The 20,421-nt window shown below is 65.1% G+C and carries 21 protein-coding genes; 11 read left to right on the top strand and 10 right to left on the bottom strand.

The window, feature by feature from the left end; all coding sequences use genetic code 11:
• Positions 1-2 precede the first annotated feature (2 nt).
• Entirely contained in the window at positions 3-836 is an 834-nt protein-coding gene (locus ACOOHB_RS03630) for a phosphate/phosphite/phosphonate ABC transporter substrate-binding protein (RefSeq protein WP_420443451.1), read from the bottom strand.
• A 62-nt stretch (positions 837-898) separates the two neighbouring features.
• Positions 899-2,110, bottom strand: a complete 1,212-nt coding sequence (locus ACOOHB_RS03625) for an acyl-CoA dehydrogenase family protein (protein ID WP_420443450.1) — start codon at positions 2,108-2,110, stop codon at positions 899-901.
• A 78-nt stretch (positions 2,111-2,188) separates the two neighbouring features.
• Here ACOOHB_RS03625 and ACOOHB_RS03620 point away from each other — a divergent pair, with 78 nt between their 5' ends.
• Entirely contained in the window at positions 2,189-2,821 is a 633-nt protein-coding gene (locus ACOOHB_RS03620; RefSeq protein WP_420443449.1) for a dimethylsulfonioproprionate lyase family protein, read from the top strand.
• On the opposite strand, the gene ACOOHB_RS03615 is transcribed toward ACOOHB_RS03620, so the two are convergent.
• The 5 genes from ACOOHB_RS03615 to ACOOHB_RS03595 all read right to left on the bottom strand — a co-directional run bounded on the left by ACOOHB_RS03615 (position 2,799) and on the right by ACOOHB_RS03595 (position 7,410).
• Complete coding sequence (locus tag ACOOHB_RS03615) at positions 2,799-3,242, bottom strand: SRPBCC family protein (protein WP_420443448.1); 444 nt, start codon at positions 3,240-3,242, stop codon at positions 2,799-2,801. The genes ACOOHB_RS03620 and ACOOHB_RS03615 overlap by 23 nt on opposite strands.
• A gap of 79 nt (positions 3,243-3,321) precedes the next feature.
• Complete coding sequence (locus ACOOHB_RS03610) at positions 3,322-4,236, bottom strand: SDR family NAD(P)-dependent oxidoreductase (RefSeq protein ID WP_420443447.1); 915 nt, start codon at positions 4,234-4,236, stop codon at positions 3,322-3,324.
• Positions 4,237-4,240: 4 nt separating this feature from the next.
• The gene (locus ACOOHB_RS03605; RefSeq protein WP_420443446.1) at positions 4,241-6,415 is read right to left on the bottom strand and encodes a heavy metal translocating P-type ATPase; all 2,175 of its coding nucleotides are present in this window, start codon (positions 6,413-6,415) and stop codon (positions 4,241-4,243) included.
• 43 nt (positions 6,416-6,458) lie between these two features.
• The gene (locus ACOOHB_RS03600; RefSeq protein WP_420443445.1) at positions 6,459-6,860 is read right to left on the bottom strand and encodes a heavy metal-responsive transcriptional regulator; all 402 of its coding nucleotides are present in this window, start codon (positions 6,858-6,860) and stop codon (positions 6,459-6,461) included.
• A 127-nt stretch (positions 6,861-6,987) separates the two neighbouring features.
• Complete coding sequence (locus ACOOHB_RS03595; RefSeq protein ID WP_420443444.1) at positions 6,988-7,410, bottom strand: DUF1330 domain-containing protein; 423 nt, start codon at positions 7,408-7,410, stop codon at positions 6,988-6,990.
• 96 nt (positions 7,411-7,506) lie between these two features.
• On the opposite strand from ACOOHB_RS03595, the gene ACOOHB_RS03590 reads away from it, so the two are divergent.
• On the top strand, positions 7,507-8,532 hold the full coding sequence (locus tag ACOOHB_RS03590; protein WP_420443443.1) for an aldo/keto reductase: 1,026 nt from the start codon (positions 7,507-7,509) through the stop codon (positions 8,530-8,532).
• Between the two features lie 51 nt (positions 8,533-8,583).
• Here ACOOHB_RS03590 and ACOOHB_RS03585 read toward each other — a convergent pair whose 3' ends face one another.
• Complete coding sequence (locus ACOOHB_RS03585) at positions 8,584-9,711, bottom strand: methyltransferase domain-containing protein (RefSeq protein ID WP_420443442.1); 1,128 nt, start codon at positions 9,709-9,711, stop codon at positions 8,584-8,586.
• Positions 9,712-9,726: 15 nt separating this feature from the next.
• Positions 9,727-10,116, bottom strand: a complete 390-nt coding sequence (locus ACOOHB_RS03580) for a hypothetical protein (protein ID WP_420443441.1) — start codon at positions 10,114-10,116, stop codon at positions 9,727-9,729.
• A 127-nt stretch (positions 10,117-10,243) separates the two neighbouring features.
• On the opposite strand from ACOOHB_RS03580, the gene ACOOHB_RS03575 reads away from it, so the two are divergent.
• Together ACOOHB_RS03575 and vapC are read left to right on the top strand one after the other, a co-directional pair.
• A complete protein-coding gene (locus ACOOHB_RS03575; RefSeq protein ID WP_419922966.1) occupies positions 10,244-10,480 on the top strand; it encodes a type II toxin-antitoxin system VapB family antitoxin in 237 nt (78 codons plus the stop codon).
• Positions 10,467-10,859, top strand: coding sequence for a type II toxin-antitoxin system VapC family toxin (gene vapC, locus ACOOHB_RS03570; protein ID WP_420443440.1), 393 nt, complete (start codon positions 10,467-10,469; stop codon positions 10,857-10,859). Before ACOOHB_RS03575 ends, vapC begins: the two co-directional genes overlap by 14 nt.
• Before the next feature lie 66 nt (positions 10,860-10,925).
• Here vapC and ACOOHB_RS03565 read toward each other — a convergent pair whose 3' ends face one another.
• Entirely contained in the window at positions 10,926-11,375 is a 450-nt protein-coding gene (locus ACOOHB_RS03565) for a cupin domain-containing protein (protein ID WP_420443439.1), read from the bottom strand.
• 127 nt (positions 11,376-11,502) lie between these two features.
• Between ACOOHB_RS03565 and ACOOHB_RS03560 the strand changes: the two genes are divergently transcribed.
• The 7 genes from ACOOHB_RS03560 to cysC all read left to right on the top strand — a co-directional run bounded on the left by ACOOHB_RS03560 (position 11,503) and on the right by cysC (position 20,415).
• Positions 11,503-12,552 carry a sterol desaturase family protein gene (locus ACOOHB_RS03560; RefSeq protein WP_420443438.1) on the top strand — a complete coding sequence of 350 codons (1,050 nt, stop codon included), beginning with the start codon at positions 11,503-11,505 and terminating at the stop codon, positions 12,550-12,552.
• A gap of 15 nt (positions 12,553-12,567) precedes the next feature.
• Positions 12,568-13,314, top strand: coding sequence for a sulfotransferase family protein (locus ACOOHB_RS03555; protein WP_420443437.1), 747 nt, complete (start codon positions 12,568-12,570; stop codon positions 13,312-13,314).
• Positions 13,315-13,425: 111 nt separating this feature from the next.
• On the top strand, positions 13,426-14,604 hold the full coding sequence (locus tag ACOOHB_RS03550; protein WP_420443436.1) for a DUF1214 domain-containing protein: 1,179 nt from the start codon (positions 13,426-13,428) through the stop codon (positions 14,602-14,604).
• A 42-nt stretch (positions 14,605-14,646) separates the two neighbouring features.
• Positions 14,647-16,953, top strand: a complete 2,307-nt coding sequence (locus ACOOHB_RS03545; protein WP_420443435.1) for an SDR family NAD(P)-dependent oxidoreductase — start codon at positions 14,647-14,649, stop codon at positions 16,951-16,953.
• Positions 16,950-17,873, top strand: coding sequence for a sulfate adenylyltransferase subunit CysD (gene cysD, locus ACOOHB_RS03540; RefSeq protein WP_420443434.1), 924 nt, complete (start codon positions 16,950-16,952; stop codon positions 17,871-17,873). The genes ACOOHB_RS03545 and cysD overlap by 4 nt, the downstream gene beginning before the upstream one ends.
• On the top strand, positions 17,873-19,819 hold the full coding sequence (cysN, locus tag ACOOHB_RS03535) for a sulfate adenylyltransferase subunit CysN (RefSeq protein ID WP_420443433.1): 1,947 nt from the start codon (positions 17,873-17,875) through the stop codon (positions 19,817-19,819). The genes cysD and cysN overlap by 1 nt, the downstream gene beginning before the upstream one ends.
• On the top strand, positions 19,816-20,415 hold the full coding sequence (cysC, locus tag ACOOHB_RS03530) for an adenylyl-sulfate kinase (protein ID WP_420443432.1): 600 nt from the start codon (positions 19,816-19,818) through the stop codon (positions 20,413-20,415). Before cysN ends, cysC begins: the two co-directional genes overlap by 4 nt.
• Positions 20,416-20,421: the final 6 nt, after the last annotated feature.

Raw genomic sequence — 20,421 nt, 5'->3', positions numbered from 1 at the left:
GATCAGAAGATCTTGCCGACGAGTTCGGCCTTCTCGACGGCGCCCATGAGGTCGCCCCAGCCGTCGTCGGTGGCTCGCACCCACTTGGTGAGGTGTTCCATGCGCATCATCTCGGCAATCTCTGGCTCGTCGGGGTCCATGGCCACGAGGAGCTCCACAAACCGGGCGCTGATGTCGTCGCCCAGATCGGGTCCGGCGGTGAAGGCGCAGTGGCTGTAGGGGCGGGTGCGCCACACCTCGACGATGTCGTGCTCGGTCACCGGGTGGCGTCGCATCAGCGACGGCAGCCACGGCTCGAAGATCACACCAGCATCGGCTCGACCATCGACCACTGCCCCGAAGATCGCCCAGTCATCCACCCACGACTGGAGGTTCGGGTACTCGGTGGGCTCAAGCTCGACGAGCTCGCAGTCCGATTCGACGTCGAACCCGGCCTCTGCGAGCTGCGCAACCGGCAGCAGGAACAGCTCGCTGGAAACGTCGACACCCAGGGCAAGGCGTCGCCCGCGCAGATCATCGAGATCAGTGATGCCAGCGTCGGCTCGGGCGACGATCAGGGTGTGAACGTCCTCATCGGTGTCGCGCATCGCCAAGGTCCGGCATGCGTCCGGGGACTGCAGCAGCAACTGGGCATGGGCCATCGGCGCGTTCCACGCAATGTCGACATGGCCCTCCAGCACAGCGCTGCACAGGGCGTCGTAGGTGGAATAGAGCGCGTACTCCATCTCGAGGCCGACCTCGTTGAAGTACTTGCGAATGGCGTTCCAGATGAAGATGGCTCGCTTCGGATCAGCCGCAGTGGCACCGATCAGAAGCGGTCGCGGATTCTCGGTCATCGAATCGTCTCCCCTGCAGCTCAACGTAGTGCCGTGCCCGGTGGCGACGAACGTTGCGCCCGTCAAAGCAAATCCGTTGGTGCGGGATCGAGGCCGAGCTCCAGCTTGCCGGCGAGCTCTGCGGTGCGGTCCCAGTCGAAGACCATGTGCCCTCGGAGCGTCAGCAGATCGCGGGAAATGCGCTGCAGCGGCGAATCGGCGAAGTGCACGGACGCACCCGACGCTTCCAGCACGGTGCTGACGGCGTCGATCGACAGGCGAACCGTTTGGGCAGCCGCGAGGCGGATTCGGCCTCGGTCGACGGTTTCGAATACCCCTCCCCCGTCGTAAACGTCGCACACCTGATCCACCGCGTCGTCCCATACCAGACGTGCCGCTCGCACCGTCGCCTGCGCCTGAGAGAGGCGGATCTGAGACGCCGGTTGGGCGGCTTGGCGGTCACCCATCGAGTACGCAAGCACCCGCGACGACAGGCGCTCTCGGAAGTTCTCGACGGCGGCTTCGGCGCCGCCCAATGCTGCTGCGGCGGCCACGAGCGTGAGCACCGGCACCATCGGGTACCGCACGAACGGATCGGCGCTGTGTTCCGCCCCTGGCGGGGAATTGCCCGCAAGCTCGATGGCGGCGAGCGTCTGGTCGGCGGGGACGAACACCCGATCAGCCACCACATCGTTGCTGCCGGTCCCCCGCATGCCCGAGGTGTGCCACACGTCCACGACCTCGACCTCTGCGATCGGCAGCAGGAAGAACCGCGCCTCGGGGCCTTCGTCCCGACGGATCAGCCCATTGAGCATCACCCAGTCAGCGTGTTGTACTCCCGTCGCCCATTGCCACCGGCCCGTGAGCTCGTAGCCGCCGTCGACCGGTGTGGCGGTCCCGGTCGGCGCAAGCGTGCCTGGCATCAGCACATAGGGGCGATCGCCCCAGACCGCCGCCTGGAGCTCTTGCGGCCCGCGTGCCACGAACCAGTTGTGCAGCACGAGGAACAGCAGCGTCCACGCTGACGAGACGCAACCGTGAGCGAGGATGCGTGTCATCTCGCCGAGCGACCGGAGCCCGAGTCCGTGGCCGCCGCGCTCACTGGGCACAAGCATCCTGAACACACCGCTGGACGCGGCGTCCTCCATCGTCGCCTGGGGAAGCTCGCGTAGCTCTTCGGCCTCAGCCGCCCGCTCATCCAGGCGCTCCACCATCGACACCGCCCACGCCACGACATCAGCGTGCGAGAGGCGCCCGTCCGGTGATCGATCCCCGTGCGGCAGCGTTGCGTTCACCGCTTGGAAGATAGCTGTGGTTCTGAAGTCGGCTTGCAGGCTGTGTGTATCTGGGAAAATGCCGGGGTGTCAGGCGTCATGGATGAGCTGCTTCAGCGCATCGCCGAGTTCCACCGCAGCCGTCCAGTGGTCCCCGAGTACCCGATGGTCGCTGAGGTGCTCGACGCGCTCGACGAAGCACGCAGCCCCGCCCAGGTCGAGCCCCGTCAACTGCCAGTGCTCCGGCTCCTCGACGCCGTTGGACTCAGCGGCGATACCGCCATCGACGCTGTGCTCGAAGAATTCCTCTCGCTCGCCCCTGCGCTGCCTTGGCGCCAGACCGCCGGCTATTTCGGCGTGCTGAGCCAGGACTTCCACGACAACTACGGCTATGTGCAGCTAGTGGGCCCTGGCTCGATCATCGAGCATCACTCGGTGCGGGTCGGCATCGCCGTGTGGGGTCCGCACCTCCACTACCCCAACCACCACCACGAGGCCGAGGAGCTGTACCACGTGCTGGCCGGCGAGCCGTTATTCAGCGGCAGCGATGGCGTGCGCCGTACCACCCGACCCGGAGACGCCGTGCATCACGCGCCCTGGCAAGAGCACTGCCAGGACTTCGGCGCCACCCCCACGGTGCTTCTCTACTGCTGGACCGGAGCCGTAGTGGCCGACGCGGTGCTGTCGGAAGGCATGCCTTCGGGATCGGCTATGCCTCAGCGACAGCCTTGAGGTTCTCCAGGCTTTGGGCGATGTTCTGCACCAAGAGACCGTGACGGTTGTGCTTCTGGAAGAACTCCAGGTCGAGAATCGGAGAATCGAAGCTCTCGGTGACTCGGCAGCCCGAGTCGGTGGCCTCGATCTCGTAGCGCCATAGCGTGCGGCGGCCGTCCTGGGCGGGTACTTCGAAAGCCCATTCGCGACCAGGCTCAGCAGAGACGACGACGCAGCCTGCGTCCCACTTCATGTCGCCGTTCTGGTTGTATCCCCGGAACTTCGCGCCGACCACGGGCTCAGTCGAGCCGTCCTCCCACTCGGACTTGTAGCACTCGGGACTGATCTCGCTGATGCGTGACAGACCCGTCAGTAGCTCGTACACCGCCTCTGGACTTGTGTTGATGTCGATGCTTGTGCTGCCGGTGGTCTCAACCATGAGTGCCCTCCTGTCGGGGTCGTAGCTAGCGTGATACTACCGACGTCGACCCCAGCGGACCCGCACATCTGGTCGCCGGTCAGACGCTAAAGCTGACAGCCGTGAGTTCTTCTGAGGCATGCCACAGCCGCCGCTGCAACGCTGCCTCCTGAGATCGGGCACTCGACGTCACCACCACCGGATGGCCGCGCATCTCCATGAACCCGTCCGGGCCGTAGAACTGGGCTCCGGAGGCGGTGGGATCGGTCGCAGCCCTCAGCGTCGAAAGGGCGCCCATGGCTGCGCTGTGCCGCAGCGGCTGAATCAACAGATGGATGACTCGTATGCCCGGGAAATGGCGCAGGATCTCCGTTTCGGACCAGCCTGGATGAGCCGCCAACGCCACAGTCGGAGTCCCAGCCGCCAGCAACCGGCGTTGTAGCTCGTAGGTGAACAACAGGTTCGCCAGCTTCGAGCGTCCGTACGCAGCAGCCTGGCTGCGATCCTGCGCAGCCCCGAGACGGTCGAAGTCGATCCGCGACCGGTACCGGTGAGCGTCGCTGCTCACCGTCACCACCCGCGACCCGGCAACAGGCAACATCCGCTCCAGCAGCAACCCCGTCCAGGCGAAGTGGCCCAGGTGATTGGTGCCCATCCGGATTTCGAACCCGTCGGCGGTCTGCCGGCGCGGTGTGTGAAAGACCCCTGCGTTGTTGACGAGCAGGTCGATGCGCTCGAACCGGTTACCGATGGCCGACGCCGCTTCACGCACCGAATCCAGCGACGCCAGGTCGAGTTCCTGTAGCACTAGGTCGGAACCGGGATGATCGGCCCGAATCGCATCGACCGCCGCCCTGCCCCTGTCGAGATCCCGCACCGCAAGCACCACCAATGCGCCACGGCCCGCCAGGGCACGCGCCGTCTCGAGACCATTCCCGGAGTTGGCGCCCGTGACAACCGCCACCCGGCCCGACTGGTCGGGAATGTCGGAAACAGTCCACTTCTTGCTGGTCACGCGATCAGACCGTCTGGCGGTAGCCCGCGAAGCGTCGCAGACGGAGGCTGTTCGTGACGACGAACAGCGACGACACGCCCATGGCGCCGGCGGCGATCATGGGGTTCAGGATGCCCAACGCCGCAAGCGGGATCGCGGCGGCGTTGTAGGCGAAGGCCCAGAACAAATTGCCCTTGATCGTCGACAGCGTCCGACGTGCCAGCGCTATGGCATCTGCCACGGCTCGCAGGTCGCCGCTCACGACGGTGAGATCGGAGGCTTCGATGGCTATGTCGGTGCCGGTTCCCACGGCAATGCCGAGATCGGCTTGCGCCAATGCTGGGGCGTCGTTGATGCCGTCCCCCACCATCGCCACTCGCTTCCCGTCTGCTTGGAGCTGTTGCACGACGGCGGCCTTTTCACCGGGATAGACCTCGGCGATCACAGATTCGATGCCGACCTTGGCGGCGACCGTGCGGGCAGTGCGCTCGTTGTCGCCGGTGAGCAGCGTGACCGCCAGGCCCTGGTTGTGCAATGCCGCTACCGCCTCCAACGAGGTCGGCTTGATGCGGTCGGCGACCACCAGGACAATCTCCGCTGTCCCGTTGCGGCCGGCAAGGACGGCCGTCGCGCCTGCGGCCTCGGCGGACCCAGCCAACTCAGCGACGGGGCCGGGCACGGTGTCGAACAGACTGCGTCGGCCCACCCGGATTTCGATCCCGCCGATCGTCGCCGTTACGCCCGAACCCGGTGTCACCTCGAACTCGTCCATGTCAGCCAACCCGTGGGCGAAACCATCGGCCAACCCGTCGATGGAGTGGGCGATGGCTTGGGCGATCGGATGCTCCGACAGCGCTTCCGCCGACGCCGCCAGCCGGTGCACCTCGTCACGCTCGGCGGCCGACAGCTCGCCCGCATGCACGCCGGCGAGCGTCATGGCTCCTTCGGTGACGGTGCCGGTCTTGTCGACCAGGACGACATCGACCGAGCGTGTGTCCTCAAGGATTTCGCCTCCCTTGATGATGACCCCAAGCTGAGCGCCTCGACCGGTGCCCACCATGATCGCGAGCGGTGTCGCCAACCCGAGGGCACAGGGGCAGGCGATGATCAGCACCGCCACGGCCGCGGTGAACGCTGCCCCGGCCACGTTGCCCAGCACCAACCACACCGTCAGAGTGACGAGTGCTGCGGCGATTGCGAAGGGCACGAACACCGCCGACACCCGATCGGCGAGACGCTGTACCTCTGCCCGGCTGCCTTGCGCTTGGGTGACCAGCCGGATGATCTGGGCCAGCGCCGTATCAGCGCCTACCTTCGTCGCCTCGACGACGAGCGCACCGTTCGCATTGATCGTCGAACCGATCACCTCATCGCCGGGTCCGACCTCGACCGGCACCGGTTCGCCGGTCACCATCGACGCATCGACTGCCGAGTGTCCGTCGACGACCACACCGTCTGTGGCGATCCTCTCCCCCGGCCGGACCACGAACCGCATCCCGACCGCCAGATCCGCGAGCTCGATCTCACGCCCGTCGACCAAGCGGGCTGTCCGCACGCCAAGGTCGGCCAGCGCCCGGATGGCGTCACCGGAGCGGCGCTTGGCCCGAAGCTCCAGCCACTTGCCCAGCAAGATCAGCGTCACGATCACAGCGCCGGTCTCGAAGTACACATGGCCATCGCCGACGCCGCCAATCGACACAGCCAGCGACCAGGCCAGCGCCGACAGCGACCCCATCGACACAAGCGTGTCCATCGTGGTGGCGCCGTGCCGCAGGTTCACCGCCGCAGCTCGATGGAACGGCCACCCCGACCCAACGATGACCACCGTTGCCAACGCGGCGACCGGCCATTCCCAGCCGCCGAACTGCAGCGCCGGGATCATCGAGATAAGCACCGACGGCACCGTCAGCACCACGCCGATGACCAGCCGGATCAGCAGGTCCGCCTGGCGCCGCTGCTCGGCTGCGTCGCCTTCATCGGGGGCGATGACGGAGTAGCCCAGTGCCTTGATCTCCGCTGCGACGAATGCCTCGTCGAGCGATCCGTTATGGGTGATGGTGGCCCGCCCGGTGGCGAAGTTCACGTTTGCCGCCGCCACGGCATCCAGCTCGTCCAATCGGCGCTGAATCCGGCTCGCGCAGGCGGCGCACGTCATCCCATCGATCGCCAGGTCGGATCGGGCGGTCACATCGGTGGCCATGTGCCCACCCTAAAGGTTCCACTCAACTGGAAGGTCAAGTCCCTTATCGGGTCCGGCTGATCACCTGGCAACGGTTGGGGTCAGTGCATGACGCCGGGTCGAGACCCTGTGCCCGTCTCAGCAGTGCCGCCAGCTCCTTGCGGGCCGAACGGAGCTGGGCGATCTGAACGTCGATGGCATCCACGTGGGCCTCGATGAGTGTCGTGGTATGCGCGCACGAACGCTCGCCGACACTCTTGAGCTCGAGCACCGAAGAGATCTCGGCCAATGTCAGCCCGGTCGCCTGCGCATCCCTGATGAACTGCAGTCGCTCCACAGCGTCGCCCGCATATTCGCGGTACCCGCTCGCTGTGCGGCCTGGTTCATCGAGCAGACCGATCGACTCGTAATATCGAATGGTCTTCGTGCTCACCCCGCAGCGATCGCCCAATTCCCCGATTCTCATACGCACGACCGTACTTGACCTCCCCGCCTCAACCTTCCAGCTGGAAGGAATCCCGACGGAGGAATAGAGATGAGAATCACCGCTGTCGTGCTCTCCGAGGTCGGCGGTCCGCAAGGCCGCCTCGATTTCACTCCCGGACGAACTCGGCGACCGTCTCGATGTTGAGCTGACCGGCCAGCCCAGCAGTGCGGTGAACAGATGCTGCCCGCCACTCGTTGGAGGACGACATCGCAAGGAGTGCACCGCGGCTGGGGTACTTGGCGATGGCGATTTCGTCCCACAGGTCCTCGACCTGGCCGAGCGCCAGGAACGTCACGTCTGCAGCGAACTGGATCTCGCCGCCGTAGTCCCCGATGATCTTCATAACCGCTCGGCCGTACAGCTGGTACGCCTCGTAGCCGGTGAGATCGGTTTCCCGCCCATCCTCGTACTCGGCCTTGTCCTTGAACTTCAGCAGGTTGACCATGTAGATCGGCCCGTCGGGACCGGGCTGCATCATCTCGTCGATGCGTTCCCGGCGCGTGGGCATCACTTCGTTGACGACCTCCATCGGGTCACCCTCCTGTCCTGGGCGTGGGCCCCATCAGTCAACAGCTTCCTTGAGCCAGAGATCTAGGGTCGGTTCCTCACGACATCGGGGGGACCCATGGCCGATCTGGTGACACGAACCCAAGCAGCGCCCGTCGTGTTGGGTGCAATTGCCTTCGGCAAGCCCTCCGAGACGACTCGCGACCATCCCCTGGCGGCCGATGACTCGTGCAATGACCTGCTTCGAGCCTTCGCGGCGCTCGGCGGCGAAGAACTCGACACGTCGAGGATGTACCAGAACGGAAACAGCGAGGCGGTCATCGGCCGACTGCCGGCAGGCGCGGGCATCAGGGTGGGCACCAAGTACCACCCCAGCGTCGACGGAGGACCGGTTGCGCAGATGGAGCAGTCGCTTGCGGCCCTGCGGCGCGAATCGGTGTCGATCTACTACATCCACATGCCCTCGACCGAGATCCCCCTCGAGGACACGCTCGCCGCGATGAACGAGTGCCATAACGCTGGTCAATTCGAGCGATTCGGACTGTCGAACTTCCCCGCCTGGCAGGTCGTCGAGATCGCCCAGTACTGCCAGCGCCAGGGGTACGTGATGCCGACCGTGTACCAGGGGGTGTACAACGCCCTGAATCGCACCGCGGAGTACGAGCTTGTCCCGGTGCTGCGCAACTACGGCATCAGCTACTACACCCACGGGTCGCTCGCGAGCGGGTTCCTCACGGGCAAGTACCGCAAGGGTGTCGAACCGGTGAAAGGGGTCGACCGGTTCGCCCAGTCACGCCGCATCAGGCAGTACCAGGAGCGCTACCTGCATCGGGATGAGATGTTCGCAGCGCTCGATGCCATCACAGCCGCCGCATCAGCAGCCGGCCTCAGCACGCTCGAAGCGGCCGTGCGCTGGACCCAGCATCACTCCGCCGTCGATGCATCGCTCGGCGATGCGGTGCTCATCGGCGTGTCACGCATCGAACAGCTCGAGCCGATCATGGCGGCGTCAGGGGGCGGACCGCTGCCCGATGCCGTCGTCGAGGCATTCGACGTGGCGCACGACTGCGTGAGGATGAAGTCCGAGTACTACATGCAGTACCCCTACCCCACCGAAGGCAGCCCCTGGCGCTCGCGCTATTGACGTGGCGCTGGCGTCGCCGCCTATCGCAGACTGCTCGAGAGGTCGGTCTGGTCAAGTCCGGCCGACGAGCAACGTGAGCTGCCCGCGTTGCTGCTTGCCCGTCTGCAGTACTCGTCCCGTCGGCACTGTCTCGATGGAGACCATTCCATCGTCGAACCCGGCACTCACGGACTCGGCCACGAGGTCCATGTCACGCATCGGGCCCCAGAAGGGCTCGTGGTTGTTGTAGGTGTCCCAGTCGATCATCGCCTGGGTGACAGGGTCGACCCCCGCGTATCCGGCGAAGTCGGCGTGGACCATGAGCCCGCCCGGAGCCAAGAGACGACGGCACTCGGCGAACGTTCGGCGCAGTGCCGCAGGAGACATCTCATGCAAGACGATGTGCGACACGATGAGATCGAAGCTGGCGTCTCCGAAGTCTGTGCACTCGGCGTTCTGCTGGGAGAAATGCACCGCCCGGCCCAGCAACTCGGCTCTCGCATGCGCGTACCGCAGCACAGGCGCGCCCAGGTCGATGGCGTGGACCTCGGCGTCACCGAACGCGTCGACGTAGGGCAACGTGGAATTGCCGGAAGTGCAGCCCATGTCGAGAATCTGCCGCGGCGAGAACTCGGGGAACGAGACCGCCAGAAAGTTCTGGCAGATCGACTGCCCGTAGTCGTCATTGAGAGCGCCCATCTGGCCCATCGCATAGACGTAGACACCACGGTCGAACACCGCTCCGGCCGACACGTCGTCGTCGGTGTACTCGCCCCGGTAGCCGCCTGGCATGGCATGGATGTCGACGTCGGCGTTGTACCAGGGGATCTCGAGACCGGGATCGAGGCGCAGGGACCCGAGCCCCGTATCGGCTGCACGCGCACGTTCCGCGAGATCGTCGGCCTGGCGAGCCACGGCATCGCCGACCGAGCTCCACAGCAAGTGCTGGCTGGATCGCCGGACCGAACTCCACAACCGGTAGTACGTGTCCGAGCTCAGTGCTTCGCGGACTTCGTGGCGATCGGCCGGTTCGGCGCCGTGCTCGGAGACCCACCGGTCCCGCACCCGACAGTCGTAGATCTCGCGAACGCCAGGACTGACCCGGGTCGCGATGTGCGACTTCAGCGCCTGGACGAAGCTCTCGCGTGCGACCTCGTCGTGCGTCTCGTCGGGAAGGAGTGCGTGTCGTTGCTGGCTCATCTGGCTGTCCCCTGTCTATAGCTCTGCGAATGCGCGATCGACAACTTGCAGATACCGGTCCTCGGTCTCGCCAGCCAGCGCCTCTTCACGCATTTCCTCGAACACGCGGTACACGCGGCCGGCGAACGCCGCCGCCTCTGCAGCTCGGGCTGCGGTCTGGTCGCCGTCGGGTCGGTACGCCTCGATCGCCTCTGCGACCTCAATGCCGGCTTCGGTGAGCACCGCTTCGAGGGTGGTCTGCCGCTCCCGCAACGTCCACACCTCGGCCGCCAGCGCCGTCACGATCGCCAGGACCGCATCGGTCGCACCTTCGTCATCGAAGAACGTCGGCCGGGCGCCGCGCGCCATTGTCGGATAGCTCCGCCCTTCGGTCGGCTGAGCTTGCGGCGCTGTGGGCTCGCCCATCACTCCAGCATTCCAGAAACTCGTTCGCCAAGCCGACTGTCCTGCCCTTACTGTGCCTCGTCGGCGCCGGTCATCGGGCGGGCTGTCGTAATACACCTCTATACACCACTAGGTGTAAAATGCGTCCATGAGCCGGACAAACATTGACATCGACGACGAGCTGATCGGACGAGCAATGAGCAGATACGGGCTCAGAACCAAGCGTGAAGCGGTGCATTTTGCGCTTGAACAACTCGTCGGAGGCGAGCCGATGAGCGTCGAGGATCAATTGGCCACCAGGGGCATCGGTTGGGACGGTGACCTCGATGCCATGCGTGCCGACCGCTTCGGAGACTGGGGGCAAGACGACGATGCTTCTGGCTGACTCATCCGCGTGGGTCGAGCACCTCCGCGGTGCCGATTCCGATGTCGCGTTCGCACTGCTCGATTCGATTGAGCAGCACGAAGTGTCGGTTATCGATCCGGTCGTGCTCGAAGTCATGGCTGGCGCCCACGCCGGGGCTGTCGGCCGAACTCAACGAGTCTTGGAAGCTCAGCACTTCGAAACTCTGGAACCCTGGCGAGACTTTCTCTCCGCGGCAATGATCTACCGGGGGCTGCGCCGGAGAGGCATCACCATTCGCTCCCAGATGGACGCTGTGATTGCTGCAGTGGCCATCCGGCTCGACATTCCTGTCCTCCACCGCGACCGCGACTTCGACGTCATCGCGCGGCACACGTCCTTGCGAATCGCGACCGTCTGAGCCATATCGAGTACGGGGGGCGCGAGCATGTCGCGAACGGAACGCAATTGACCGTCACCCAGCAATTCATTCGCTCGCTCGTTCGACACGTCTCCCCTCCGCGAACACGTTGAGGATCCACGTGGTTGCCGGCGAGTAGACGTCGATGAAGACGGCTTGCTCGTCGCCGAGGACCCTGCCCCCGTGCGGCACATCTGTCGGTGCGTACCAGCCATCGCCCGGCCCGATCTCGCGGGTCTCATCGCCAACCGTCAGCAGCAGCCGGCCCGACAACAGGAGGCGGTCGCTTAGGACCGCCCTGAACTGGTCGTAGGGATGGCTGTGCATCTCGTAGGTCGCACCCGGCTCGTACACCGCCCGGATCAGGTGCATGTGCTCGCCGGTCACGATCTGCGCTGCGACCTGATCGGCGTCCCAGCGCGTCGTGTCGAGCTCGTCCCAACGGAAGATGCGCAGACCCGTGATCTCGGCGCCGTGCTCGTTGTAATGCGTCTCGTTCGACAGCGGTTCGTTCATGCCGCTCCGTTGCTCCGACTGAACCGGAATGCGTCTTTCGGCAGTCTCGACGCCGAACATACACTGGTGTCAGTGGCAGGCTTGCAGACCCGCCAACAGCCGCTCGAGACCGCTCGGGGGTGATGCCGTGCCCTCGACGCCCGCTGGCGCTCGCAAGACGTGGAACTACGCGCCGGAGCTGCCGCTGCGCTCGGCGCCATTCCTGCGCTGGCCTCCCCGACCGATCGCCATCGCAAAGCACCTCGGCCGCACATGGCTGCCCCTGCGGTCCCGCTTTTTCATGCTGGCAGTGTCGTTCGGGATCTGGGCCTGGTTCATGCCATCGCCCGAGCGCACCAAGCGCTTTGAGCTCGACTGGATCTTCGGGGTGTGGCTTCGCAACCTGATCCTCGTAACCGTCGTCGCAGGCGGGCTCCACGTCTGGTTCTACGTCATCGGTCGCCAGGGCGATTCCTTGCGCTACGACGCCCGGCCTTTCGGCCGGAACAAGCGGGTGTTCCTGTTCGGGAACCAAGTCCGGGAGAACGTTTTCCTCACGCTCGGACCGGCCGTGCTGATCTGGACCGGGTTCGAAGCCCTGCTGCTTTGGGCCTACGCCAATGGATACGCCCGAATGATCTCGTTCAGCGACAACCCCATCTGGTTCGTGGCATTCGTGGCGATCATCCCGTGGTGGTCCGTGCTGTACTTCTCGGCCCACCATCGGCTGCTGCACACCGGCCTTGCGTACCGCCGCGTCCACTCCTGGCACCACCGCAACATCAACGTCGGTCCGTGGTCAGGGCTCTCGATGCACCCCGCCGAGCACCTCGTCCTGTTCTCCGACGTGGTGCTGCTGTTCCTGGTGCCGTCCCACCCGGTGCACCTGTACTTCATGACCATGCACCACGGCATCGGGGCACCGTTGTCGCACACCGGCTACGACGCCCTGTTGCTGGGGCCGCAAAAGCACCGGCAGGCCCGTTTCGAGCTGGGCGATTTCCACCACCAGATCCACCACCGGTTCATCGAGTGCAACTACGGCGGACCCGAATCGCCACTGGACGAGATGATCGGCTCGTTCCACGACGGGACTCCGCAAGGCGACGCAGCGCTCGCGCACCGCCGTCACGAGCGGTTGAGCACCCGCACGGCCCGCAAGGACACCGGAGGGGATCACCGTGCCGGAGCCGGCTGAGCGGGGGGCTCACAGATGCTCTTGATCCTGTGGGCCACACCCCGCTCGATCTCGACGGCGTTCGAGTGGATGATGCGCCAGCGAGGCGACTTCGAGTGCTTCCACGAGCCCTGGAACGAGCTCTACTACTACGGCGAGGACCGCCGGTCCCAGCGCGATGCCCATGTCCCCGCACGACCGGGCCACAACTATGCGTCGTTCTGGAACGAGATCTCAGCGCTTGCCCAGGCGCAGAAGGTGTTCGTGAAGGACTTCGCCTATTCGGTCGAGCATCACCTCGACGACGCCAAGCTCTCGGCGATGACCCACACGTTCCTGATCCGGGACCCGAAGCGAGTGGTCCAGGGGCTGGGCCGTCACTGGCCCGACTGCACGTGGGACGAGGTCGGGTTCGGATCGCTGCACCGCCTGTTCGGACAGATCGCCGACCGCGACGGCACTCCCCCGCCCGTCATCGACGCTTCCGACCTAATCGGCGACCCCGAAGGAACGATCCGGGCCTATTGCGACGCGGTCGGCATCCGGTTCGTCGCCGAGGCGCTCGAGTGGTCCCAGGGCGAACGCACCGAAGTGAGCTGGTACGGCGAGGGTTCTGGCCCTTGGCACGATGCGCTGCGCCAGAGCACCGGCTTTCACAAACCCCCCACGGAATATCCGCCCTTGGAGGACACTCCTCGCCTCCAAGAGCTCTACGAGCGAAGCCTGCCCCTCTACGCAGACATGCTCGCCCACAAACTCGGTCCCGCCGCGCTGCTGGGTTGACTTGCCCGGTCTTCTGGTCCTGCCGGTGAGGAGGCAACCGTGTTGACGATGGAACGGCTGCGAGCTGGGCAGGAGTTGCTGTCGGGCCGCTCGCGTCTGTAAAGGTGCGCCATGCGACGGTTCGCCATCGGTCTCCTTGCGGCGTTTCGAAGGGTCTCGCTGTTCGTCTTGAGAGTGCGCGGCAAGACGCACGACGATGTGGCCGCCCAGCGCGTCGTCAGCGGCCAATCCTGGAACGAATTCTGCGACTCGTTGAAAGCGGCGGGTGCTGCGCTGAATTTCCCCGGCACGCCGCAGGACTCGTTCAGCCAAGCCGAGGGGTATCGCTACCTAAGCCGTCTCGCTCGTGCCGGCCTGAATGCGTTCGTTGAGCACGCCGACCCCAACGCACCTGTGCTGCATCGCGTCGTCGACGAGACCACCAAGCTGGGGGCGGACAATCCCGACAACTTCTATCTGACGGCCGCATTGGACGGGGACTACGAGTACAAGATCACCGGCCAGCGCAACGACATCGCCTACCTGAGCTTCGGAACGCAGTCCGGCAACTACGGCCAGGGCGGCGGGCTGCCCCCCACGGGATACATCGAATCCGACGAGATCGACATGGACCCCGACGGGGGCTTCGAGCTAGTGCTCAGCAACACTCCCCAGGTCAGCAACTGGCTCCCGATGACGCCCGAGACCGGCACGCTGGTGGTCCGTCAGACGTTTGGGGACCGTGTTACAGAAACCCCGGCCGATCTGACGATCGATCGCATCAATTGTCCGGCCGACGAGCGCCGCCCCTCCCACCTGACGGCACGGGCGCTCGATGAGGGGCTGAAGAAGGCGGGGACGCTGGTGATGGGCGCACCATTGCTGTTCGCCAAGTGGGCGCGCGACTTCTCCAAGCACAGCAACGAGCTGCCGATGTTCGATCCGGACGTGTCGCTGGCCGCCGGCGGGGATCCGAACATCACCTACTACCACAGCCACTGGGCACTGGCGCCCGACGAGGTTCTGCTCATCGAGGCCACGCCTCCCGAATGCGAGCACTGGAACTTCCAGCTGAACAACTACTGGATGGAATCGCTGGACTATCGCCATTTCACGATCCACACCAACAAGCATCTCGCCCACTACGAAGCCGACGGTTCTGTGCGCTTGATCGTGGCGCACGAAGATCCCGGCCTGCCGAACTGGCTCGACACCGCAGGCCACACGTCGGGCACGATGTGTTTCCGGTGGGTGCGGGCCGCCGAGCACCCCCAACCGAGGTGCCGAGTGGTCAAGCTGAACAGCTTGTGAAGCTAGCCCAATGACAGAACGCTCCTGCAGCCGGAAGGTGTCGTGACTTCCACGGACTATGAGAACCCCTATCGCCCTGTACCCATCAGGATCTTCAACCGGCTCGGTGGGGCCGGTCTGCAATTCGGGCTCTCCGACCGGCTGGACGTCGGTGCATTGCGTGAGGCTGCGCAACGCAAGACCGGCCTGACGGACTTCGGCGACGACGGGCATTTGCGTGCCCTCGAAGTGCTCGTCGCCTCGATCAACGACGAAGCCCGCCTGACCCCGACTGGACTGCAGATACAGAAGTCGCGGCTCGTCGCGGCGCTGGTTCACCGGCTGCGTATCGAGGATCTGCTCAAGCGGCACCCCGAGATCGACGACATCGGCCTCGGCACAATCATCCTCGTCACGGGCTTGCAGCGCACCGGCACCACGTTGCTGCAGCGCCTGCTGAACTCCCATCCGGAGGTGCGGGGCATCTCGGGCGCGGAAGCGCTGGTGCCGGTGTCGACGGCCGACGGGACCGAACGCGCGCAGCGAGCTCGCCAATGGCGTGCGGTTCTTGCCCAGAAGACGATCTCCTATCTGGCACCTGAGTTCATGGCGATCCATCCGATCGGCCACGACCAGGCCGAAGAAGACGTCCTGCTGCTCGACCTGAACTTCATGAGCCAGTCAGCCGAAGCCATCATGCATGTGCCGAGTTATTCCCGCTGGCTGGAAGAACAGGACCACACGCAGACCTACGAGTACTTCCGCCGGGTGCTCAAGGTGCTGTCGTGGCAGCGTCCCGGGCGCGCCTGGGTGCTCAAGACCCCACACCACATGGAGTACCTCGACGTGTTCGGGAAGGTGTTCGATGGCGCGACCATCGTGCAGACCCACCGCGACCCCCGAGTGACGCTCGCATCGTTTTGCAGCATGGTTGCCCACGGCCGCGGCATCTTCAGCGACTTGGTCGATCCGGCCGAAATCGGGCAACACTGGTGCTACAAGTCGCACAGGATGGTTGACGTGGCCATGCAGACCCGGGCCGAATCCTCAGCCGGTCGATTCGTCGACGTTTCCTACTACGAGCTGACGAACGAACCGATCGCCGAGGTGAGGCGGATCTGCGGTCTGGCGGGGATCGGTTTCGATGCCGAAGCCGAGCGAGAAGCCGGGCAGTACATGGCGGCAAACCCGCAGAACCAATTCGGCAAGCATGAATACAAGCTCAGCGATTTCGGACTGAGCGAGCAGATCGTCGACGAAGCCTTTTCCTCCTACCGGGAGGCCTATGCAATCCCGTTCGAAGAGGCCCCGAACCAGCCATCGAGCGCTCATGATCAACCCACCGGCGAGGCACCTTCTGGCATGACACGAGAGAAGCGAACGTTCCCTGGCAGCGCCATCGTCAACGCCATGAGCGCGGCCCTCCGGGACCTCCGAGATTCGAAGAACCCCGACCTCAGCCCTGTCCCAGATGACGTGCGGATCGACGGCAAGACGTGCCTCGTGACCGGCGCCAACAGCGGAGTGGGTCGAGCTGCGGCGGTTGAGCTCGCACGGCGCGGCGGGAACATGATCCTGGCTTGCCGTCCCGGTCACGACGGCATCTGCGACGAGATCAAGCGACAGTCCGGGTCCGAGACCGTGGAGATGATTGAGGTGGACCTCGCCGATCTCCGTTCTGTGCATCGCTGCTGCGACCAGCTGCACGAGCGCGGCATCCGCATCGACATTGCGCTCATGAATGCCGGCCTCTTGTCGCGCAGGTCGAGGCAGACCCCGCAGGGATACGAAGTCATGTTCGCGGTCAATTTCCTATCCAAACGGGTGATGATCGACCGATGGCTGACCGACGGCGTCATTCGCCCGTCGAGCCACCCCAGCGAGACCCCGCGGATCGTGTTCGTCGCATCGGAATCTCACCGGTCCTGCGACCCCATCGATTTCGATCGCTTCGGTGCCTACACCGAACACGCGATGACCGAGAGCCTGCAGAGATACGGCCAAAGCAAGCTGACCCTGTGCACGTTCGCAACCGAGCTGTCCCGACGCCTGAATCAGGACGAGAGCATCGATGTCGCAGTGCACGCGTTGTGCCCGGGAGGCGTGGCCACCAATATCGCCAGGGAATCGCCGCCACTGCTGAAGCCGATCATCAGCCCGGTGCTGCGATTGTTCTTTCAGTCTCCCGAAGAGGCCATCGGACCGGTCGTGTACCTGTGCTGCGCTGAAGAAGCGGGCAGCTCCACTGGGATGTACCTGCACATGATGCATCGCAAGCAGGTATCGGCCCCGGCGTCGGACCCGGAAAATGGGACCAAGCTGTGGGCGGCCAGCGAGGCATTGGTGGCGGAATCGAGCGAATTCAGATGAGCGCCTCAGTGCCGGTCGAGCTGCGGCTGACCCATCTTGAGCAGCTGGAATCTGAGGCGATCCACATCATGCGCGAGGTGGTCGCCCAGTGCGAGCGGCCGGTGATGCTGTATTCGATCGGCAAGGACTCATCGGTCCTGCTGCACCTCGCCCGCAAGGCGTTCTACCCAGGGAAGATTCCATTCCCGCTCCTGCACGTCGACACGACGTGGAAGTTCTCCGAGATGATCTTCTTCCGGGATCGGATGGCCGCTGAGGTCGGGTTCGAGCTGATCGTCCACACCAACGCCGAGGGTGTGGCCCAAGGGATCAACCCGTTCGATCACGGCTCGAAGAACTACACCGACATCATGAAGACCCAGGCGCTCCGCCAAGCGCTGGACGCGGGCGGGTTCGACGCAGCGTTCGGGGGTGCTCGGCGTGACGAGGAGAAATCACGGGCGAAGGAGCGGGTGTTCAGCTTCCGCAACGCGCATCATCGCTGGGATCCGAAGAACCAGCGTCCCGAGCTGTGGAATCTGTACAACGGACGGGTCAACAAGGGCGAATCGATCCGGGTGTTCCCGCTGAGCAACTGGACCGAGCTCGATGTTTGGCAGTACATCGGTCTCGAGGAAATCCCCATCGTTCCGCTCTATTTCTCGGCGATGCGGCCGGTGGTGGATCGCGACGGTGTGCTGATCATGGTGGACGACGACCGGTTCGTCTTCAATGAAGGCGAGGTGCCGGAGCTGCGCTCGGTGCGGTTCCGCACGCTTGGCTGCTACCCGCTCTCGGGAGCGATCGAGTCGACGGCGACGACGCTGTCCGAGATCATTCAGGAGATGCTGCTCGCCACCCGCTCTGAGCGCGAAGGCCGGGTGATCGACTACGACCAGTCGGGCTCCATGGAGGAGAAAAAGCGCGAGGGGTACTTCTGATGGCCCCTGCATCCGGTCTGGCGGCCTCTGGATTCGTCGAGTCTGACTTTGACGCCTACCTGGCCTCCCATCAACAAAAGGACCTGCTGCGTCTGTTGACGTGCGGCAGCGTGGACGACGGCAAGTCGACGCTGATCGGCCGGCTGCTGCACGACTCCCAGCTCATCTACGAGGACGTGCTGGCCAGCCTTGAGGCCGACTCTGCGACGCAGGGTTCGGCAGGCGACCAGGTCGACCTTGCCCTGCTCATGGACGGTCTTCGGGCCGAGCGGGAACAGGGCATCACGATCGACGTCGCCTACCGCTGCTTTTCCACGGCCCGGCGCACGTTCATCATCGCCGACACCCCGGGCCACGAGCAGTACACCCGCAACATGGCCACCGGCGCGTCGACCTGCCAGCTGGCGGTCATCCTGGTCGACGCCCGCCACGGGGTACTGCCCCAGACCAAGCGCCACAGCTACATCACCAGCCTGCTGGGCATCCGCCATGTGGTGGTGGCGGTCAACAAGATGGATCTCGTGGACTGGTCGGCGGATCGCTTCGTTGCGATCTGCGAGGACTTTCGAGCGTTCTCCAAGACGCTCGAGTTCGGCGAGCCGTACTTCTTGCCGACCTCCGCCCTGCTGGGCGACAACGTGGTCGACGGGGGCGACAACCTCGACTGGTTCGACGGGCCGCCGCTCTTGAAGCACCTCGAAACCCTGGACGTCGACGCCGGTGTCGATCTTGAGCACTTCCGTATGCCGGTGCAGATGGTCAGCCGGCCGAACCCTGATTTTCGCGGCTTCTCCGGCACTGTTGCTTCCGGGGCCATTCGGCCCGGCGATGAGGTCGTGGCCCTGCCATCAGGGCTCGGCTCGACGGTGGAGCGGCTCGTGACCTTCGACGGCGACCTCGACGTCGCCGGGCCGGGCCGGGCGGTCACCGTCACCTTGGCCGACGAGATCGACATCAGCCGCGGCGACATGCTGGCCAGGCGCGGCGATGAACCGCTACGGGCGCACGAGCTCGACGCGATGGTGGTGTGGATGGCCGAAGCCGAGATGGAGACCGGCAGCTCGTACCTGCTGCAGTCCGCCAACGGCATCTCGAACTGCACGATCCGCGGCCTGCGCCACCGCGTCGACATCAACACGCTCGGACACGAGCAGGCCCTGGCCCTGGGACTCAACGACATCGGGTGCTGCGTGGTTGCGTCGGACCGGGAGCTGCTCTTCGACCCCTACAGCAGCAACCGCACGACAGGGTCGTTCGTGCTGGTCGATCGACTCTCGAACGCCACCGTTGCCGCAGGCATGATCACCGGCGCGGCGTCGGCTTGGGACCACACGCCAGACGCAGCGCTCGTGCGACAGATCTCCGAGATCAGCGACGCCGAGCGGGCCATCCGGTTCGGCCAGCAGCCCTGCACCATCTTGCTTACAGGGCTCACCGCAGCGGGCAAATCCACCCTCGCCACCGCCCTCGAACGTGAGTTGTTCGACCGGGACAAGGTGTCGATCCGTCTCGACGGCGAAAACGTTCGCATGGGCATCTCGCGGGATCTCGGCTTCAGCGCGCAGGAACGCTCCGAGAACCTCCGCCGGGTGTCGGAGGTCGCACGGCTCGTCAACGGACAAGGACTCATCGCGATCGCCGCACTGGTGGCGCCCAAGAGCGAGGTTCGCCAACTCGCCCGCGACCTCGTCGGCGTCGACCGCTACGTGGAGGTGTTCGTGGACACACCCATCGAGGTGTGCCGGGAACGTGATCCCCATGGCATCTACGCCATGGCCGACAGCGGCGAGATCCCCCAGTTTCCTGGCGTCTCGGCCCCCTACGACCGGCCCGCCGACGCCGACCTGCGCGTCGACACCTCCACACAGAGCGTGGAGGAGTGCGTAGCTGTGATCGTGCGGTTGCTGACCCAACGTGGCTTCCTTCGGGGGCCGAGCGCGCCATGAACGAACCCGTCTCGCGCAACATCGTCCGTGCCGAAGGTCGGGTCAGCGGTGCCGACCGCCAAACGCACTTCGGCCACCGCTCGGTGACGGTCTGGTTCACCGGGCTCTCCGGCAGCGGCAAGTCCACGCTCGCCTTCGCCCTCGAAGAAGCGCTCATCGAACGCGGCATCGCTGCTTACGTCCTCGACGGCGACAACATCCGCTTCGGGCTTAACCGCGACCTCGGCTTCTCGCCCGAGGACCGCGCCGAGAACATCCGCCGCATCGGCGAGGTGTGCCGCCTCTTTGGTGATGCGGGCATCGTCGTGCTGACCGCATTCATCTCGCCCTATGTCGCCGACCGCGACCAGGTTCGTGCCATTCACCCTGAGGGCACGTTCGTCGAGGTGTACGTCGACACCCCGCTCGAGGTCTGCGAAGCCCGTGACCCGAAGGGCCTGTACGCGAAGGCCCGCGCCGGCGAGATTCCCGACTTCAGTGGCATCTCGGCGCCCTACGAACCGCCGCCATCACCCGAGTTCGCCATCGACACGTCGCAACCCCTCGAAGACTGCGTCGCCCAACTCCTCGAAGCCCTCCCGCTGTCCCTCGCGTAGGAAGCT

It is taken from the genome of Candidatus Poriferisodalis sp., from assembly GCF_965215815.1.
In the GTDB taxonomy this organism is placed as follows: domain Bacteria; phylum Actinomycetota; class Acidimicrobiia; order Acidimicrobiales; family Poriferisodalaceae; genus Poriferisodalis.
Note: the sequence above shows the minus strand (reverse complement) of the source record. Positions and strands in the feature narration are given on the sequence as shown.